Raw genomic sequence first — 19,232 nt, forward strand, 5'->3', positions numbered from 1 at the left:
TCAACGGAAAAGAAGTGTAATAACCCGAGGTTGGGCAAGTCCACGCTGATGTACTGCCTGGCCGGACTCGACCAGGCCGGCGGCGGCACCGTCACCGTGGCCGGCACCGACCTCGGATCACTCGGCGACGACGCGCTCACGGTCTTCCGCCGCGAGCACGTCGGCTTCGTGTTCCAGTCGTTCAACCTGCTGCCGATGCTCACCGCGCTCCAGAACATCGTGCTCCCGCTTGAGCTGGGCGGTCGCCGGATCGACGACGCGGCACGGGAGCGCGCGCGCACGCTCGCCGATACCCTCGGCGTGGCCGACAGGCTCGGCCACCGGCCCGCGGAGTTGTCCGGCGGCCAGCAGCAGCGGGTCGCGATCGCCCGGGCCCTGATCACCCAGCCGGACCTGCTGTTCGCCGACGAGCCCACCGGAAACCTGGACAGCACCACGTCGGCGGAGGTACTGGACCACCTGCGCCGGTCGGCGCGCGAGCTCGGCCAGACCGTCGCGATGGTCACCCACGAGCGGGACGCGGCGACGTACGCCGACGACGTGGTCACCATGCAGGACGGGCGGATCGCCTGATGCGTACCGTCTTCCTCGCGTCGCTGCGCACCCACCTCCGCAGGTACGTCGCAGCGGCGATCGCGGTCATCGTCGGAGTCGCCTTCGTCGTCGTGGTCGGCGTGCTCACGTCCGGGGCACGGAGCGGACTCATGGACGGCTTCGGGGCGCCGTACCGCAATGCCGACCACGTGGTCTCCGAGCTGGGCACGAAGGCCGCGATCGCACTCGCCGAGCGACACGGCCAGAACGCATCCGCGATCGGCCGGGCCATGCTGCCGATGCGCGCGGGCGACCGTCTGTTCCCCGAAACGGCCGTGGGGCCGATCGCCCCCTCGGAGGAGATGCGCTGGCAGGAGCTCGGCTCGGGCCGCTTCCCAGCACGCGAGGGCGGGGCGGTGGTGGACGTGTGGGTCGCCCAGGCCAGGGAGGTCGCGGTCGGCGACCGGATTCGGATCGGCGAGGGCGCCACCGCGACCGACGTACGAGTGGTCGGCCTCGTGGAGTCGCCCTCCACCTCGGCCCAGGCCTCGGTGTACGTCACCTGGCCGCAGTTGCTGCAGTGGCGCGACCACCCCTCGCTCTCGCTGGGCCGGATGGCGGTGCGCGGGGAGGTAGGCCGGCTCCCGGAAGGCGCCAAGGTGCAGGCGCCGGAGGCATTCGTCACGGAGAAGCAGACCGAACTCAACAACAACGTGAACACCTTGTCGGTGATGCTGCTGGTGTTCGCCGGCATCGCGCTCTTCGTCTCGGTCCTGGTCATCGCGAACACGTTCTCCATCCTGTTCGCGCAACGACTCCGCGACTTCGCGCTGCTGCGCTGCGTCGGCGCGACCCGGCGGCAGGTGGCGCGTTCGGTACGCCGCGAGGCGGCCACCGGCTAGCCCGGTTGCAGGTCGCCGCCGGCACCGGCTGGGGCCCGGCGGGCGTGGTCGCGCCCGAGACGCTGGCCACCCTCACCGACTCCCCCGAGCCGCATGCCATCTGGATCCGCGCCTCCTCCGGCGCCGACCCGATTCAACTTGTCGGTGACCTGGACAAGCTGGCGGATCCGGTTGGCGCGACGATCGACAACGGGTTGCAGGCCCGGGAGACGGAGGACCAGCAGTTGAGAATCCTCACCTGGTCGGTGCTCGGCCTGCTCGGCATCGCCGTGGTGATCGCCCTGATCGGGATCGCGAACACCCTGGGGCTCTCCGTACTCGAACGCGCCCGCGAACACGCGATGCTGCGCGCGCTCGGGCTCACCCGCAGGCAGCTGCGGCGGATGCTGGCGGCCGAGGCAGTGCTGCTGTCGGTGGTGGCCACCCTGCTCGGCACCGTGATCGGCGTCGGATTCGCCTGGGTCGGCTACGAGACGTTCGTGACGCGGGCTCTCCGCGACGCCACCATGCGAGTCCCCTGGCCATCACTCGGCGTCGTCGTCCTCGTCGCCGTCCTGGCCGGACTACTCGCCGCTGTTCTCCCGGCACGCCGGGCCGCCCGGGTGACTCCGGCCGCAGGGCTGTCCCTTGACTGAAACCCCTCGTCAACCGCTTGGCCGGCGGCTGAGAAGGTCCGCCGTGCGCGGCACTGTGTACGCGACGAGTCCCTTCTTGATCAGGAGGTGCCGCGTGATGCGGCGCGGGCTGACTCCCCGGCCCTTCAGGCCGGGGAGCGCGTCAGTCGGATCTCCGGGCACAGCACTGTGGCACGACGGCACAGCCCCGGCGGGCGAACCGGCTCAGAGTTTCTCCATCGCCTTGCGGATGCGCTTGTCGGAGATCGAGTACGGGGTGCCGAGGGTCTGCGCGAAGTAGCTGACCCTGAGCTCCTCGATCATCCAGCGGATCTGCCGGACGTCGTCGTCGGAGCGGCGGGCCGGGGGGAGCTTCTCCACCAGCTCGTGATAGTCGTCCTCGATGTCGTGCACCTTGCCCATCCGCTCCCCGTCGCGGAACGCGTCCTCGTGCACCTTCTCCAGCCGCCGCTCGGCCCCCTTGAGATAGCGGAGCAGGTCGGGCAGGCGCTTGTGGCCGGTCTCGGTGACGAAGCCCGGGTAGACCAGGTTGGCCACCTGGTCGCGGATGTCCTCGATCGCGGGCGTCGAGCGGGACTCGGGCAGCAGCGTCGAGACGGTGTGCCAGACCTTGAGGATGCTCTCGACGCGAGCGACCACCTCGGCCGTGGTGTCGAAGAGCTCGGCGCGGACCGCCTCGTGCAGGGCGGTGAAGGCGGACTCGTCCCAGACCGGCCCGCCGTACTCGTTCATGAGATGGTCGGCGGCGCAGGCGATGCAGTCGTCGAAGAGGGCGACGGCACCGGCGTGCGGGCTCCGGCTCAGGGCGAGCTTGGACTGGTTGCCGAGGCGGCCGAGCACCCATTTGGCCGGGGACGGGGTGTTGAGCAGCAGCAGCCTGCGGGTGCCCTCCCACATGGCCCGGCGCTGCTCGGCCTCGGTCTCGAACATCCGTACCGCCACGGTGGCGCCCTCGTCGGCGAGTGCCGGATAGGCCTTCATCCTGCGCTGCTCGAACGTCTTGGGCAGCGCGCCCACGCTCCACCCCGTCAGGCCGGTTTTCTCCAGGCCGTCGGCGGCCTTGGAGAGGGTCTGGCGGAGTTTGGGAGCGAGGCGTCGCTTGAGATCGGCCAGGTCCTTGCTCTCGGCCAGCTTCTGCCTGCGGCCGTCGGTAACCCGGAAGGTGATCTTGAGGTGGTCGGGGACCAGGCCGGGCTGCCAGTCCTCGCGCGTCACCTGGAAGCCGGTCAGGTTGAGCAGCTCGCGCTCCAGCACCGCGAGCAGCGGCTCCTGGGTGGGCCTGGCCCGCTCCAGAATCTTCTTGGCGTAGTTGGGGGCGGGGACGAAGTTGCGCCGGATGTTCTTGGGCAGACTGCGGATCAGCGCGGTGAGCAACTCCTCGCGCAGCCCGGGGATCTGCCAGTCGAACCCCTCGACGTTGACCTGGTTGAGCAGCGCGAGCGGGATGTGCGCGGTGACGCCGTCGGCGTCGGTGCCGGGCTCGAACTGGTACGTCAGCGGGAAGCGCAGACCGCCCTGGCGCCACACGTCGGGGTAGTCGCGCCGGCTGACGTCGCCGGCCGACTCGCTGATCAGCATCGACTTCTCGAAGCTGAGCAGGTCGGGCTGGTCGGCGCGGACCTTCTTCCACCAGGAGTCGAAGTGTCTCCCGGAGACGACGTCGGCGGGAACGCGCTGGTCGTAGAAGTCGAACAGGGTCTCGTCGTCGACGAGGATGTCGCGGCGCCTGGCCCGCTCCTCCAGTTCCTCGACCTCTTCGAGGAGCTTGCGGTTCTCGGCGAAGAAGGCGTGGTGGGTCTCCCAGTCGCCCTCGACCAGGGCGTGCCGGATGAACAGCTCCCGGCTCAGCTCGGGGTCGATGCGGCCGTAGTTGACCTTGCGCTGGGCCACGATCGGCACCCCGTACAGGGTGACCTTCTCGTACGCCATCACCGAGCCCTGCTTCTTCTCCCAGTGCGGCTCGGAGTAGGTGCGTTTGATCAGGTGCGCGGCGAGCGGCTCGACCCACTCGGGTTCGATCTTGGCGTTGACCCGGGCCCAGAGCCGGGAGGTCTCCACCAGCTCGGCGGACATCACCCAGAGCGGCTGCTTCTTGGCGAGCGCGGAACCCGGGAAGATCGCGAACCTGGCGTTGCGCGCGCCTACGTACTCGGTCATCGGCCTGCGCGGCTCGTTCGTGCCGCGGCGGGCGCCCGGCTCCGCGGTCTTCTTGTCGATGTCCTTGACGCCGACGTGGGAGAGCAGTCCGGAGAGCAGGGAGATGTGGATCTTCTGCTCGTCGCCGGGGGTGCTGTTGAGGGCGACGCCGAGGGTCTTCGACATCTGGCGTAGCTGGCCGTAGACGTCCTGCCACTCGCGGACCCGCAGGTAGTTGAGGAACTCCGCCTTGCACAGGCGCCGGAACGCGCTGGAGGAGAGCTCCTTCTGCTGCTCCTGCAGGTAGTTCCACAGGTTCAGGTACGAGACGAAGTCGGACTCCTTGTCGGCGAACCGGCGGTGCTTGTCGTCGGCGGCCTGCTGCTTGTCGGCCGGGCGCTCACGCGGGTCCTGGATCGACAGGGCGGAGGCGATGACCATGACCTCGCGGACGCAGCCGTTGTGGTCGGCCTCCAGCACCATGCGGGCCAGTCGCGGATCGACGGGGAGCCCGGCCAGCTTGCGGCCGAGCGGGGTCATCTGCCGCCCCTGATCGAAGGCGCCCAGCTCCTGGAGCAGGTCGTAGCCGTCCCTGACCTGGCGCTGGTCGGGCGGCTCGACGAACGGGAAGGCCCCGATGTCGCCCAGGCCGATCGAGGTCATCTGCAGGATGACCGAGGCGAGGTTGGTGCGGAGGATCTCCGGGTCGGTGAACTCCGGCCGGGTGACGAAGTCGTCCTCCTCGTACAGCCGGATGCAGATACCGTCGGAGACCCGGCCGCAGCGGCCCTTGCGCTGGTTGGCCGAGGCCTGGGAGATCGCCTCGATGGGCAGGCGCTGGACCTTGGTGCGGTGGCTGTAGCGGGAGATGCGGGCGAATCCGGGGTCGACCACGTACTTGATGCCGGGCACGGTCAGCGAGGTCTCGGCCACGTTGGTGGCCAGCACGACCCTGCGCCTGGTGTGCCGCTGGAAGACCTTGTGCTGCTCGGCGGCGGACAGCCTGGCGTACAGCGGCAGGATCTCGGCGTCCTTGCGCTTGGCGAGCGCCTCGGCGGTGTCGCGGATCTCCCGCTCGCCGCTGAGGAAGACCAGGATGTCGCCGGGTCCCTCGGCGCACAGCTCGTCGACGGCGTTGCCGATCGCCTGGATCTGGTCGTCGTCCTCGGCGATCGGCCGGTAGCGCACCTCGACGGGGTAGGTCCGGCCGGAGACCTCCACGATCGGCGCCTCACCGAAGTGCTTGGAGAAGCGCTCGGGGTCGATGGTCGCCGAGGTGATGATCACCTTCAGGTCGGGGCGACGCGGCAGGAGTTGCTTGAGGTAGCCCAGGATGAAGTCGATGTTGAGGCTGCGCTCGTGCGCCTCGTCGACGATCAGCGTGTCGTACTGGTCGAGGTCGCGGTCGTTCTGCAGCTCGGCCAGCAGGATGCCGTCCGTCATGACCTTGACGAGCGTGCCGTCGCTCACCTGGTCGGTGAAGCGCACCTTGTAGCCCACGGCGTCGCCGAGCGGGGTGTCGAGCTCTTCGGCGACGCGCTCGGCCACGGTACGGGCGGCGATCCGGCGGGGCTGGGTGTGCCCGATCAGCCCCCTGACGCCCCGGCCGAGCTCCAGGCAGATCTTCGGTAGCTGGGTGGTCTTGCCCGATCCGGTCTCACCGGCGACGATCACGACCTGGTTGTCGCGGATCGCCTCCAGGATGTCGTCCTTGCGCTGGCTGACCGGTAACGCCTCCGGATAGCTGACCGTGGGGACGCCGGCGCGGCGCCGGGCGACCCGGCGCTCGGCCCGTTCGATGTCGGCGGTGATCTCGACGGTGATCTTCTGCTGCGCGGCCCGGTTTCTGACCTTGCGAGCCCCGTCGAGCCTGCGTCGTAGCCGCCGCTGGTCACGGAGCGTGAGCTCGGGCAGGCGCGCGTGCAGTTCGGAGAGCGGAGATGTCAAAGGAGGCGTTCCCATACTGAAACCCAGGATACTTTCGGCCCGCGCCTGACGGCTCACGCGTGCCCTTCGAAGGCCTCCACGTGAAGCCCCAACCGTTCATGCTGCCCGACCCGCCGCTTCCCCGCATCCCAATATCCGCCCCGCCGAAAAAGAGAACGGCTCCGCCGCCCCCGGCGGGGGCGGCGGAGCTTCGCAGGTCGGGTCCCGCGGGGGGCGGGACCCGGGATCAGCGGACTACGGGAGCGCCGGGTAGGCGTTCTGCAGCAGCTGACGGAACTGGGCGGAGAACCAGTGGCCGGAGACCGGCGCGTCGGCCAGTGCGCCGCTCATGTTGTTGCCGTTGCGCCCGTTGCCGCCGTAGGTCGGGTCGCACATCCGGTCGAAGCCCTTGCCCTCGTTGTTCGGGATCTCCTTGCTGGAGCCGTCGGACTCACCCGGGGGCTTGATCCAGACGTAGGCGTCCAGACCGGCGGCGGGGCTGGCCTGCGGGCGCTCGCCCAGACCGGCACCGCTCTGGTTGCACCAGTTGCCGGCGTGGATCCGGCGGTCCACCCGGGACTGGTTGACGAAGGTGTTCAGGTCGGTGGAGGTGCTGGGAGCGCCGGGACGGGCCGAGCCTCCCCAGCCGTTGCGGGAGGTGTCGATCAGCATGCCGATGTTCGACTTGAAGCCCTTCTGGATGAGCGTGTTCCGGAAGGCCTGGGCGAAGGACAGCTCGTCGACGTAGAAGTTCCAGTCGACCCAGCTGGACTGGCGGACGGTCTGCCCGTTGACCGTGGTGCCGATGGTGAAGTGGGGCTCCTTCAGCGCCGAGTAGTTGGCGGTGTTGGTGATGAAGCCGTCCACGCTGTCGAAGCCCTTGACGGTGCCGGAGACGGTGGTCGCGAACAGGTCGGCGGACGGGCCGAAGTTGGTGTCCCAGCCGAGCCAGCCGTGGTGACCGGCGTCGATGTAGGTGTAGACGTTGTTGATCGCGTGCAGCTTGTCCAGGGCGTAGCGGACGCCGTTGACGTAGGCGCCGGTGTCCTTGGCCTCCTGGCACTTGGCCACGTTGAGGTTGGTGATCAGGTTGGGCAGCGAGTCGATCTCGATGATCGACACGATCCGCAGGGCCGCGTACTTGGGCTCGGCCATGATCGCGGCGATCGGGTCGATGTACTCGGTCTTGTAGCGGTTCATGCCGTTCTCGGAGATGAGCAGCTCACCGTTGGAGGCCAGCGCCGAGCAGTCCCGGTTGGGCAGGTTGTAGATGACGAACTGGATCGTCAACGGCTTGCTGCCGTTGGCCGCGTCCTGGCGGAGCGCCTCGTCCAGGTGGGCGCGGAGGCCCATGGCCGAGGAGGAACCGGCGATGGCGGCGATGCGGTCCATCCACACACCGGTGGAGATGTTGGCGACCGCGTTGCCGCCCGGCTCGGCGGCGGCCTTGGCCGACCAGTCGGGGTTCACGTAACCGGTGGCGTCGGTGTACGGGTTGTCGACGTGGCCGACCGGCGGGGCGCCGTCGTCGTCGGCCTCGGTGGCGGTGACCGTGGCGCCGGTGTGGCCACTGGCGGCGGCCGTGATGGTGGCGGTGCCGTTGGTCTGGTCGGCGTCCTGGGCCGCCGAGACCGTCACGTTCTGCGCCGTGTTCCAGTTGGCGGTGGTGAAGCTCAGCGTGGCGGGCGAGATGGTGATGTCGCTGTCACCGGTCTTGCTCAGGTTGACCGTGACGTTGCCGCTCGGCGCCTGGCTGAGCTTGAAACCGACGGTCGCGGAGCCACCCTCGGGGACGCTGACGGAGGTCGGGGAGGCGACGATCGACGGGGTCGAGGTGCCGGCCACGGTGAAGGGGACCGCGGCGGTCTCAGTGGAGAGCGCCGGGGTGGCGTTGTCGTACGCCTTGGCCTTGGCGGTGTGGGAGCCGGCCGCCAGGCCCGTGGCGGAGTAGGAGTAGGGGGCGGTGGTGTCGGTGTTGACCAGCGTGCCGTCGACGTAGAACTCGACCTTGCTGACCGCACCGTCGTCACTCGCGGTCGCCGTGAGCGGCACGGCGGCACCGGCCTGGTAGGAGGCACCCGAGGCGGGGCTGGTCAGGCTGACCGTGGGCGGCTGGTTGCCGGGGGTGGTCCCGCCACAGGCCACGCCGTTGACCGTGAAGGAGGTCGGCTTGGGGTTGGTACCGGACCAGCTGCCGTTGAAGCCGATGCTGGTCGAGGCGCCGGTGGCCAGGTTGCCGTTCCAGTCCAGGTTCTTGGCGGTGACGGCCTGGCCGCTCTGCGCCCAGGTGGCGCTCCAGCCCTGGGTGAGCTGCTGGGTGGTCGTCGGGAAGCTGAACCCGAGGGTCCAGCCGGTCAGCGGGTCACCGAGGTTCTTGACGGTCACGCTTGCGGTGAAGCCGCCCTGCCAGTCGTTGGTCGTGTAGGCGACGTCGCAGGCGACTGCGGCGTGCGCGGTGGCAGCTTGCCCGGTGGCAAGGCCGGCGGCGGCCACCAGCAGTGCCGCCGTGGTCGCCGCCCGATTACGCCAGGCGTGGCGACGCGAATTGACTCTCATGCGTGATCATCTCCAGGACGATGGTGGGAGCGCTCCCATAGTCCGGATGTTTCACCCGTGTGTACAGCTTGTTGCACGTCGGAGCCCCTGAATTAGCCCCCTCCCGGCCCCTGACCTCACCGAACGGGTTTCGAACCCGATGAAAGTTTCAGAGTCCCGTCCACGACCGGTCCAAAACGGTGCGCGGCGGCCACCGGTGAACGGTCTGCGAGACATCGCGAATCTCTTCCGGATCCTCGCTTCCGGGAAGCACTCGTCCGCGCGTGAGGGTCACCGGACCCGAGCACGCCCTCGGTGGTTCCGCCGCCTGGATCTCCTCGCCGCCGCGGCCGCCCAGAGGGCGCCCGCGGCGTCCACGGTCACCGTGGCCGGAAAGGCCCGCTCAGCCCGCCGGCCGGTCGCCGCGCTTGGCGCGCTGGATGAGCTCGTAGACGTGGGCCCGGAGCTCGGCGAAGCGGGGCAGGGAGCGGGTGGTGAGCTGGTCGCGATCGTCCGGCAGGTCGACGGCGACCTCTTCGAGCACGACCGTCGGCGAGTTGGACAGCACGATGACGCGCTGGCCGAGATAGACGGACTCGTCGATGTCGTGGGTGACGAACAGCACGGTGACCCCGAGGCGCCGCCACAGGGTGCGGACGAGATCTTCGAGGTCGGCGCGGGTCTGCGCGTCGACGGCGGCGAAGGGTTCGTCCATCAGCAGGATGTGCGGCTCGTAGGCGACCGCGCGGGCGATGGCCACCCGCTGCTGCATGCCGCCCGACAGCTGCCAGGGGTGGGCGTTGTGGACGTCGGCCAGGCCGACGGCCTCCAGCGCCTGCTCGACGAGCCGCCGGCGTTCGGCCTTGGGGACCTTCTTCTCCTTCAGCGGGAGTTCGACGTTCTGCCGCACGGTCATCCAGGGGAACAGGCTTCGGCCGTACTCCTGGAACACGACGGCCATGCCGCGGGGCGGGCCGGTCACCTTCTCGCCTTCGAGCACCACCTCGCCCGCGGTGGTGTCCAGCAGCCCGGCGACGCATCTCAGCAGGGTGGTCTTGCCCGCCCCGGAGGGGCCGACGATGCAGACCAGCTCGCCGGGCGCGATGCTGAAGGTCAGGTTACGGACCGCCTCGACACTGCGGCTCCCGCCGCCGTACACCTTTCGCAGGTCACGTACGTCGAGCAGCGCGGTCGGGGCCTCGGGACGCGCGGTGGCGCCGATGGGTGTGGTGGTCATGTCAACCCTTTGTCCGTTGCGACATGCGCAGACCGGTGTACCAGCTCAGTGCCCGGCTCTCCACCACCCGGAAGATCACCGAAAGGACGACGCCGATCAGTCCGAGCATGATGATCCCGGTCCACATCTGCGGGATCGCGAAGCCGCGCTGAAACTGGATGATGGTGAACCCCACGCCGTTGTTCGCGGCGAACATCTCGCTGATCACCATCAGGATGATGCCGATGGAGAGCGCCTGTCGCGCTCCGGCGGCGATCTGCGGGCTGGCTCCCCGCAGCACCAGATGGACGAGCACCGACCGGGGGCGCAGCCGGTAGCAGCGGGCGGTGTCGCGCAGTACCTCGTCCAGGGCGCGCACTCCCTCCACCGTGTTCAGCAGCACCGGCCAGACACATCCGGAGACGATGACCAGAACCTTCATCTCGTTACCGATGCCGGCGAACAGCATCAGGATCGGCACGAGCACCGGCGAGGGGACCGCACGGAAGAACTCCAGGACCGGCTCCACCAGGGCCCGCAGCGTCCGTGAGGACCCGATCGCGGTGCCCAGCGCCACCCCCAGTGCCACGGCCACCAGATAGCCCACCAGCAGCCGCGCCAGGCTGGGCAGCACGTCGGCGGTGAATCTGCCGGTGAACCAGGTCTCACCGAACGTGCCGAGTATCCGCTCCAGCGGCGGCCAGAAGAAGTTCGTGCTGTCCGCCGTCGTCAGCCACCAGGTCGCGACCAGCAGCACCGGCAGGGCCGGTAGCAGCAGGATTCTCAGGACCGTACCGGGCTCCCTCACTGCGGCACCTCCGTACGGATCGAGGGGTGCCAACGCAGCGACCGGCGTTCACCGGCGCGTGCGATCACGTTGACCACCACACCTACCAGGCCGACCACGATGACCAGGGCGTACATCGACGCCACCGCACCCGAGGTCTGTGCCACCGCGATCTGCCTGCCGAGCCCGGGGGATCCGATGATCAGCTCACCGGTGATCTCCAGGATCAACGCCACCGCCGCCCCCAGCCGGAACCCGGTCATCACGTACGGCAGCGCGGTCGGCCAGATCACCGTGCGCACCTGGGTCAGCGGACCGAACCGGTACGAGCGCGCGGTCTCCCGTGCGACCGGGTCCACGTCCCGCACCCCGTACAGCACCTGCACCAGCACCTGCCAGAAGGCGGCGTACACCACCAGCAGCAGCGTCGAGCGCATGTCCGTGCCGAACAGGAGCACCGCCAGCGGGATCAACGCCACCGAGGGGATCGGGCGCAGGAACTCGATCGTCGAGGTCATCGCCGCCCGCAGCAGCGGGACGCCGCCGATCAGGATCCCGAGCAGCACGCCCGCCGCCATCGCGATCGAGAGGCCGATCGCCCAGCCGCGCAACGTCTCCAGCAGGGCCTGCCAGAACTCTGCCGTTCCGGCCTGCTCCACCAGCGCCGAGAGCATGTCACTGAACGGCGGCAGGAACCGCTCATCCACCAGCCCGGCCCTGGGTACCAGCTCCAGGATCGCCACGAACCCTGTCAGACCGATCAGGCCCAGCAGCCAGACGGGCGACGGACGGTGACGTCTCCCGCCCCGCCCCTGCCTGTCCGCCATCGTCACCGTTGTCAAGGCAGCAGCTCGTTGACGTTCGGCGCGGCCTGGATGAGGCCGTCCTGCAGAGCGAGCTGGATCAACGTCTCCAGCGACTTGGTGTTGATCTCCGCGGGGAAGGTCGGGAGCGTGAGCGATCCGGTCAGCGCCGAGTCGATCTTCGTGTACGTGAGCAGCACCTTGCGCGCGGCGTCAGGGTTGTCGGTGGCGTACTTCAGCGACTTCTGCATCGCGGCGGTGAAGCGCTTCACCAGGTCGGGCTTGGCGGTGGCGGTCTGCTCGGAGGTGAAGTACCCGGCGATGGTCAGCCCGGGAGCGGCGTCCACGTAGTTCGACGCGATCACGCGATCGCCGTTCTTCAGCGCGGTCGCCAGGAACGGCTCGACGATCTGGACCGCGTCGACGTTTCCCGCCTCCAGGGCCGCGAGCATGTCCGGGAAGGCCAGCTCGACGAAGTTCACGTTCTTCGGGTCTCCGCCGGCGGCCCGGATCGAGGCCCGGACCGTGGTGTCGTTGATGTTGCCCAGCGTGTTGACCGCGACGCGCTTGCCGACCAGGTCGGCGGCCGACTTCAGCGGGCTGTCGGCCTTGACCACCACCCCGCCGAAGTCCTTGCCCTGCTCCCCCGTCGAACCCGCGCCGGGCGCGACGACCTTGAGCGGCAGCCCCTTGGACCGGGCGATGACCAGCGAGGTGAGGTTGCTGAACCCGAACTCCACCTGACCGCTGACGACGGCCGGCACGATGGCGGCGCCGCCCTGGGCGGGCACGAGCTCCAGCTTCAGGCCTTCCTCCTCGAAGAAGCCCTGCTCCACGCCGAGGTAGATGGGGGCCACGTCGACGATGGGGATGACGCTGACCTTCACCGAGGTGGGGCCGGACGGAGTACCGGCGGCGGGTGCGACCGACGGCCCTGCCTGCCCTCCCCCGCATGCCGCGAGGAACAGGACTGAGGCGGCTGCCATGGCTACGCGGAATCTGATCACGGTACTTCTCCAGGACGTCGGTGAAGTTGGGGGGAATTGACGTCGGCGCTCGTCGTGGTCGCAGGAGGCACGTCGGCTGGGCGAGTCTTCCCTCGCCGTCCACCGGCGGGCGACGACGCGGAAACCTCCGGACCCGTACGGGTTCCGGTAGCGGTGCTACCGCACTGAGGGACGACAACCGACCGGCGGCTGCTCTCCCCGACCATAAGGCTGCTTTATGAGGACGACGCTATAAATCATGTACGCGATTGTCAACGATTTTTTCACCAAATGACGAACCAAGCTTGTGAGCAGTTTGGACGGACCTGTGCGCGGGCATGCCGAAGCGGGCCTGGACACCGGGAACAGGCCTGGGGTGTGCGTGCCGGATCAGGCCTCGGCGAGCACCGCCACGTCGACGTCGGGGGTCTGGAATCGCGAGATCTGCGTGATCACGTCACGCAGGTGTGCTCGCATCGCGGCCTCGGCGCCGGCCGGGTCACCGGCGACGATGGCATCGACGATCTTCTCGTGCTGGCCGAGGGAGACGGCGGACCGCCCGGGCTGAAGCGACAGCCGGAACTGGTGACGGACGAGCTGGCCCTGCAGCCGGACGAGGATGTTGCGGACGGTCGACTGCCCCGCGATCTCCTGGATGAGCGCGTGCAGTGCGGCGTTGAGATCCGAGTAGGCCAGCGGGTCGTGTGCCGCCACCCTTTCGCGCATCGCCTCTTTGATCCCGAGCAGTCTTTCGGCCTGTTCGGGCGTCACCTGCTCCGCCGCCTTCGCCGCCAGCAGGCCCTCCAGCACCATCCGTACTTCGGTGATCTCCACCGCCTCGGCGGTGGAGATCGTGCGGACGCGCGCTCCCTTGTTGCGCTGCACCTCGACCAGGCCGTCGGCGACGAGTTCACGCAGTGCCTGCCGCACGGTGGACCGGCTGACCTGGTAGAAGTCGCACAGCTCGGATTCGATGAGGCGCTGCCCTGCGGCGAACTGCCCGGTCAGCACCGAGCGGCGGATCTTCGCGACTAGATCTTGGAGATCGTCCGCTCCCATGACCTTCCTCCCGTTTCGGTCACCGTAGGGCGGCGACTGAAGGCGTCAACATTATAGGTTCCGAAGCCGGCGAAATGATCTGTCCGCCCTCGGCCCTCCGGGGGTGCCGGGCGCATCACTCGATCACGGGGGTGCCGTGGGTGTGGAACGAGTCGATGGTCTTCAGCCCCCAGGCCTGCCCCTTGGCGCGCTCGGCCTGGGTCCAGGTGATGACCTCCCAGTCCGGGGCCAGGATCAACCGGGCACCGGCGTTGCACAGCTCGATGCGGTTGCCGCCGGGCTCCCAGACATAGAGGAAGAACGTCTGCTGGATGGCGTGCTTGTGCGGGCCGGTCTCGATGTGGATGCCGGCCTCAAGGAAGACGTCGGCGGCCCGCAGGATGTCCTCCCGGGTGTCGGTCGCGAACGCCACATGGTGCAGGCGTCCCCGCGCACCGCGCCAGTCGGAGGTGTAGACGAGGTCGTAGGACTTGTTGCAGACCGAGTACCAGATGGCGGCGACCTCACCGTCGTCGGTGACGATCTGCTCGGTGGGCCGCGCCCCGAGCACGCCGGACATGAAGCCGGAGGCCGCCGGCACATCGGCGGCCAGGTAGTTCACATGGTCCAGGCGCCGGACGTTCGCCCCTCTTCCGGGAAACGCCGAGGCCTGGTTCTTCAACGACGGCCGATGCTCCGGGCTCGCGACATACCGCTCCGTCTCGTAGTACAGCCCCATCCGGTGACCGTCCGGGTCGGTGAAGAGGTAGACGGGCCCGAGCCCGAACTCCGACTCGCTCCACCCGGTGCCGAAGCCGGCCGCCTCGATGGCCTCGACCCGGCGCCGCAGGGCCTGCGGGCTCGCCGCCCGCAGGAACGTACAGCCGACGCCGGCCTGGCCGGCGCCGGTGACCTTCACCGTGTACCGCTCGTAGTCGTCCCAGGAGTGCAGGTAGATCGAGTCGCCCTCCCGGTGGACCTCCTTCATCGCCATCAGGTCGACGAAGAAGTCACGGGTCTCCTCCGGCACCGAGGTGAAAAGCTCGACGGATCCCACATGGGCGATGTCGCGGAACGCTTCTGACTGCATCGGATCTCCTCAGGGTCGGTGGGGCCCACGGCGGGCTCGTTCTCGAAATCACGCCGGTGGTCAGGTCTGGCGCGGCCAGGTGAGGCCGTCGAAGAGTTTGCGCGCGGTGCGCAGCACTCCCGACCGGTGCACGCGCAGCCGCGCTCCGCTGCCCGACACCTCGATCGAGGTGTCGAAGAAGCCGGTCGGATGCTCGATCCGCAGGATGTCTCCCGGTGGCCCGCTCACCGCGATCTCGGCGGCGACCGAGCCCTCAAGGAGTACGGCGGTGGCGACCGAGACCGCTCCCAGCACTCCGATGGAGGTGTGGACCCGGTGCGGGATGAAGGTCCGGGTCGAGATGGCGCCCCCGTCGCGGGGGGCGGCCACCAGCGACATCTTGGGCACCGTGGTCGCGCGCACGTCGCCCAGTCCCATGAGCGGGCCCGCCTGGAGGCGAATCTCCTCGACCTTCGCCCTCAGCGCCGCGTCGCCCTCCAGTTCGGCGGGCGACTCGTATCCCGTCACCCCGAGCGCCTCGGCGGCCATCAGCACGACGGGCATGCCGTTGTCGACGCAGGTCACCTCCACGCCGGCGATCCGGTTCCGCACCGACCCGGTGGGCAGCAGGCTGCCGCACACGGAGCCTTCCGTGCCCTCGAAATCGAGGGTCACCGGCGCCGAACCGAAGGGCACGCCCGAGATGAGCGTGCTGCCCGCGTACCTCACCCGGCCGTCACGGGTGTCCACGGTGGCGGTGGCCATACCGCCGCCGTTGACGATCCGGACGCGCACCCGGGTGGTGTCGCCGTCCACCGGGATCAGTCCGCGCTCGATGGCGAACGGTGCGACGCCGGCCAGGAGGTTGCCGCACGTCTGCTGTGCCGAGACCCGGGCCTCGGTGACCTGCACCTGCAGGAACAGGTAGTCGACATCGGCCTGCGGATCGGCCGAGCGCGACACCACCGCGACCTTGCTCGTCAGCGGGTGACCGCCGCCGATCCCGTCGACCTGCCTGGCGTCGGGCGAGCCCATCAGCCGGAGCAGCAGGTCATCGCGGCGGGCCTGGTCGGCGGGCAGATCCTCCGCGAGGAAGTAGGCCCCCTTCGAGGTTCCACCGCGCATCAGCATGCACCGGATCCCCTCGTCCTCGATCTCCCGCACGGTGTTCACGGCGCCGTCCCGAACCGCGGAACCCCCTGGCCGGGCACCGACTTCAGGACCTCGGCGGTGGCCAGGGTCATCGCCGCGGGCTCCCCCGCCGCCCTGGCCATCGAGGCCGCCGCCTCCATCTCGGCCACGCGGCGTACGCTGTGCGCCACGGTGCCGTCGAGAAGCCTGCGGACCACGTCACCGTCGAGCTCGGTCAGGGTGTCGACCAGATGGTCGTAGCACCACTGCCCCAGCCCCTGCGACTCCGCCACCCGCAATGACTCGACCATCAGGGCGGTCAGGCCCTTGACCACGATGCTGCGCAGCAGCTTGCGCGCCGCCGCCTCGCCGACCTCCCCACCGAGCGGGGTGATGTCCATCCCGCAGGCGGAAAGCAGCTCGGCGGCCCGCCCGGCGCCGGGGCCCGCGGCCAGGACGGGGGTCCTCACCAGCAGCCGGAGCACCGGCGCCATCAGGACCCCCTCGGCGAAGGTCAGCCCGTGCGCGGTCGCGGTGGCCGCGAGGTCGCGTTTGAGATCCGGACTCGCCGTCGACAGGTCGAGGTAGATCGCGGTGTCCGCGGTCCTGGTGAGAACGGACTCCAGCGCGCCGGGTGCGTCGACGGCCGCCGTGAGCGCGATGACCACGTCCGCGCCGGCCACCGCCTCGGCCGCGGAGGCCGAGACGGTGAACTCGGCCGGGCGGCCCGTCCAGGCGGGGTCGAAGCCGGTGACGTGCGCCCGGGCGCTGAGACCCGAGGCGACGGCGTAGCCGGCCTCGCCGAGTCCGAGAAAGGCGACACGCGGTCTCACAGGGCACCCTCGGGGTGTTCGTCGACGTACTCCACGCCCAGCCGGGCCAGCACCTCGCGCAGGCCGTACATGTCGACGCCGAGCACGCCGGACCGCAGGGCCGCGCGCTTGTCCCGTTCGGCCGCGATCCGGGCCCGTGACCTGGCCAGCACCTCCGCCGCCGACCGGGCGGGCACGCACATGACCCCGTCATCGTCGGCGACCACGACGTCGCCGGGCCGCACCACCTGTCCACCGCAGACGACTGGCACGTTGACGGAGCCGGGGGTGGCCTTGACGGTGCCCCGCGCCGAGACGGCGCGTGCCCAGACGGGGAACCCCATCTCTCGCAGGGCGGCGATGTCGCGCACACCGGCGTCCGTCACGAGCCCCACCACTCCGCGGGAGAGCAGGGACGCGGCGAGCAGATCGCCGAACATGCCGTCGGTGGACGGGGACGTCGTCGTCACCACCAGGACGTCGCCCTCCTGGCACATCTCCACGGCCGCGTGAATCATCAGGTTGTCGCCCGGATGGCTCGACACCGTCACCGCGGGACCCGCGATCACCGCGCCGTCCTGGCGGGGGCCGACCTCCGGAGACACCAGCCCGGTACGTCCCGCCGCCTCGTGCACCGTGGCCACCCCGGCTTCACGCAACTCCTTGACGACGTCCGGGTCGGGACGCGTCACATTCCGTACGACATAGTGCCCTGCCACGCGAGTCCTCCTAGTCCAGCTCTGCGGTGACCTGCGGGTAGACCCGCTGGTAGGCCTCGGCGAACGTCTCCACGGGCAGCCCCAGGTTCGGCCCGCTGTTGCGCTTGGCCTGCACCCCGCGCCGGCGTGCCAGATCGCTGTAGTACTCCACCAGGTGGCCCTGCGCGCCGAGGCTCCGCATCGCCGCGAGCTTCTGCTCCCACACCGGCGTGATGTCCAGCAGGACATCGGGCCGGAAGTCGCACACCTCCGGCTGATGCGGCTCGAAACAGAACACCGGAGGAGCGCCGATCACCTCGCCGTCGCCCGGCACGCCGGGCGCCTGGGCGAGGATCCGCGTCTTCCTGGCGATCTCTCCCGCGACCGGGTGGTCGATGTTGTACGGGTCGCTCGGCGCGTGCGTCAACACGACGGTCGGTTGCAGGTCCCGGTACAGGTCGATCAGCGAACGGGTCAGCTCCGGCGTCTCGATCAACGGGTAGTCACCGGCGTCGAAGAAGAGCACTTCGGCGCCCAGCGCGCCGGCGGCCTTCTCGCCCTCCTCGCGCCGGACCGCCTTGACCTCCTCCAGCCCGCGTCCCTGGCGCCACAGGCTGGCGGACTCACCACGCTCGCCGAAACTGAGACAGGCGATCACCGCGCGCTGCCCGCTTCGAGTGGCCAGGGCTATGGCCCCACCCGCGCGCCAGACGAAATCACCTGGATGAGCGGTGATGACCAGCAGAGGGCCCTTGGTCGGCATACCCGTCCTCCTCATACCCGAGACGGCGACACGGCCCGGCCGTCCGCTTGATCGTCAACAGTCCGCCGGAATGGCGCCCGAGCCGCCAACGTAATTAGTTACGAGATTGTCAACAATATCCCTAACTATCCTTCCAGACAACCTGGCCGGTGGATCCCGGTGACCGCCCGGCGAGCGGCGCTGAAATAACCGCGGCGCCGGTGCCGTTGAACAGCACTCGAAGGGGGGCACGCTCCCCCCTCCCCGCGACGAAAGGCTTGCTCCCCATGGCTCCTCCACTCTCCATCCTTGATCTGGCGTACATCGGCGAGGGAGAGACGGCCGCCGACAGCCTGCGGGCCAGCGTGACCCTGGCCCAGCGCGCGGAGGAGTGGGGCTACCGGCGGATCTGGTACGCGGAGCACCACAACATGCCCAGCATCGCGTCCTCGGCGACCAGCGTCCTGATCGCCCACGTGGCCGCGCACACCCGGACGATCCGCCTCGGAGCCGGCGGTGTCATGCTCCCCAACCACTCCCCGCTGACCATCGCCGAGCAGTACGGAACCCTCGAAACGCTGCATCCGGGGCGTATCGACCTGGGTCTCGGCCGGGCGCCGGGCAGTGACCAGCAGACCGCACGGGCCCTGCGCCGCACCCCGACGGCCGCGGACGACTTCCCGCAGGACGTCGTGGAACTGCAGGGATACCTGACCGGCGAGTCCCGGATCCCGGGCGTCGACGCGACGCCGGGCAAGGGCACCGACGTGCCGCTGTACATCCTCGGTTCCTCCCTGTTCGGAGCCAGGCTCGCCGCCGCACTCGGGCTGCCGTACGCCTTCGCCTCCCACTTCGCGCCGAACGCGCTCCAGGACGCCGTCTCGCTCTACCGGCGCGAGTTCAAGCCGTCCCGACAGCTGGATCGCCCGTACGTCATCGCCGGCGTCAACGTCCTGGCGGCCGACACCACGGCCGAGGCGCAGGAGCACTTCCTGGCCATGAAGCGCAGCCGGGTCAGCCTGCTGCTCGGCCGGGGCCGGAAGTTCACGCCGGAGGAGGCGGACGGCATCCTCGCCTCCCCCGCGGGGCAGCAGATCCTCCAGATGGCCGTCTACTCCGCCGTCGGGACCCCGGCCGAGGTGACGGACTATCTCCACCGCTTCGCCGAGAACTTCCAGGCCGACGAGCTGATCACCGTTTCCGCCTCCCCCGACCGGAAGGCCTGGCTGCGCTCCTTCGAACTCCTCGCGGAAGCCCGCGGCCTCCTCGCCACCTGACATCG

16 protein-coding genes are annotated in these 19,232 nt (G+C 69.5%); 4 read left to right on the forward strand and 12 right to left on the reverse strand.

The window, feature by feature from the left end; translation table 11 throughout:
* Positions 1-30: 30 nt before the first annotated feature.
* Genes ACQP0P_RS33870 through ACQP0P_RS33880 form a run of 3 tightly spaced genes read left to right on the forward strand, consistent with a single transcriptional unit; the run spans position 31 to position 2,071 of the window.
* Positions 31-573, forward strand: a complete 543-nt coding sequence (locus tag ACQP0P_RS33870) for an ABC transporter ATP-binding protein (protein WP_433362826.1) — start codon at positions 31-33, stop codon at positions 571-573.
* The gene (locus ACQP0P_RS33875) at positions 573-1,436 is read left to right on the forward strand and encodes an ABC transporter permease (RefSeq protein WP_433362829.1); all 864 of its coding nucleotides are present in this window, start codon (positions 573-575) and stop codon (positions 1,434-1,436) included. Before ACQP0P_RS33870 ends, ACQP0P_RS33875 begins: the two co-directional genes overlap by 1 nt.
* Positions 1,437-1,441: 5 nt before the next feature.
* The gene (locus ACQP0P_RS33880) at positions 1,442-2,071 is read left to right on the forward strand and encodes an ABC transporter permease (protein ID WP_433362832.1); all 630 of its coding nucleotides are present in this window, start codon (positions 1,442-1,444) and stop codon (positions 2,069-2,071) included.
* Positions 2,072-2,275: 204 nt separating this feature from the next.
* Here the strand turns inward: ACQP0P_RS33880 and hrpA are convergent, their stop codons facing one another.
* The 12 genes from hrpA to ACQP0P_RS33940 all read right to left on the reverse strand — a co-directional run bounded on the left by hrpA (position 2,276) and on the right by ACQP0P_RS33940 (position 17,971).
* On the reverse strand, positions 2,276-6,169 hold the full coding sequence (gene hrpA, locus ACQP0P_RS33885) for an ATP-dependent RNA helicase HrpA (protein WP_433362835.1): 3,894 nt from the start codon (positions 6,167-6,169) through the stop codon (positions 2,276-2,278).
* 219 nt (positions 6,170-6,388) lie between these two features.
* Complete coding sequence (locus tag ACQP0P_RS33890) at positions 6,389-8,689, reverse strand: glycoside hydrolase family 6 protein (RefSeq protein WP_433362838.1); 2,301 nt, start codon at positions 8,687-8,689, stop codon at positions 6,389-6,391.
* 382 nt (positions 8,690-9,071) lie between these two features.
* Positions 9,072-9,905, reverse strand: coding sequence for an ABC transporter ATP-binding protein (locus ACQP0P_RS33895; protein ID WP_433362840.1), 834 nt, complete (start codon positions 9,903-9,905; stop codon positions 9,072-9,074).
* 1 nt (position 9,906) lies between these two features.
* Positions 9,907-10,692, reverse strand: a complete 786-nt coding sequence (locus tag ACQP0P_RS33900) for an ABC transporter permease (protein WP_433362843.1) — start codon at positions 10,690-10,692, stop codon at positions 9,907-9,909.
* Complete coding sequence (locus ACQP0P_RS33905) at positions 10,689-11,498, reverse strand: ABC transporter permease (protein WP_433362846.1); 810 nt, start codon at positions 11,496-11,498, stop codon at positions 10,689-10,691. The genes ACQP0P_RS33900 and ACQP0P_RS33905 overlap by 4 nt, the downstream gene beginning before the upstream one ends.
* An 11-nt stretch (positions 11,499-11,509) precedes the next feature.
* Positions 11,510-12,460 (reverse strand): ABC transporter substrate-binding protein, encoded by a 951-nt coding sequence (locus ACQP0P_RS33910; RefSeq protein WP_433362849.1) that lies wholly within the window; start codon positions 12,458-12,460, stop codon positions 11,510-11,512.
* Between the two features lie 390 nt (positions 12,461-12,850).
* On the reverse strand, positions 12,851-13,519 hold the full coding sequence (locus tag ACQP0P_RS33915; protein ID WP_386315244.1) for a GntR family transcriptional regulator: 669 nt from the start codon (positions 13,517-13,519) through the stop codon (positions 12,851-12,853).
* Positions 13,520-13,634: 115 nt separating this feature from the next.
* The gene (locus ACQP0P_RS33920) at positions 13,635-14,588 is read right to left on the reverse strand and encodes a VOC family protein (RefSeq protein ID WP_433362853.1); all 954 of its coding nucleotides are present in this window, start codon (positions 14,586-14,588) and stop codon (positions 13,635-13,637) included.
* 60 nt (positions 14,589-14,648) lie between these two features.
* Positions 14,649-15,740 carry a 4-oxalomesaconate tautomerase gene (locus tag ACQP0P_RS33925; RefSeq protein WP_433362856.1) on the reverse strand — a complete coding sequence of 364 codons (1,092 nt, stop codon included), beginning with the start codon at positions 15,738-15,740 and terminating at the stop codon, positions 14,649-14,651.
* Positions 15,737-16,531, reverse strand: a complete 795-nt coding sequence (locus ACQP0P_RS33930; RefSeq protein ID WP_433362859.1) for a DUF1932 domain-containing protein — start codon at positions 16,529-16,531, stop codon at positions 15,737-15,739. Before ACQP0P_RS33930 ends, ACQP0P_RS33925 begins: the two co-directional genes overlap by 4 nt.
* Positions 16,528-17,229, reverse strand: a complete 702-nt coding sequence (locus tag ACQP0P_RS33935) for a 4-carboxy-4-hydroxy-2-oxoadipate aldolase/oxaloacetate decarboxylase (protein ID WP_433362862.1) — start codon at positions 17,227-17,229, stop codon at positions 16,528-16,530. Before ACQP0P_RS33935 ends, ACQP0P_RS33930 begins: the two co-directional genes overlap by 4 nt.
* Positions 17,230-17,239: 10 nt before the next feature.
* A complete protein-coding gene (locus ACQP0P_RS33940; RefSeq protein ID WP_433362865.1) occupies positions 17,240-17,971 on the reverse strand; it encodes a PIG-L deacetylase family protein in 732 nt (243 codons plus the stop codon).
* A gap of 266 nt (positions 17,972-18,237) precedes the next feature.
* Between ACQP0P_RS33940 and ACQP0P_RS33945 the strand changes: the two genes are divergently transcribed.
* Entirely contained in the window at positions 18,238-19,227 is a 990-nt protein-coding gene (locus tag ACQP0P_RS33945; protein ID WP_433362868.1) for an LLM class flavin-dependent oxidoreductase, read from the forward strand.
* Positions 19,228-19,232: the final 5 nt, after the last annotated feature.

Origin of the sequence: Streptosporangium sp. CA-115845 (assembly GCF_050943795.1) — a bacterium.
GTDB lineage: Bacteria > Actinomycetota > Actinomycetes > Streptosporangiales > Streptosporangiaceae > Streptosporangium.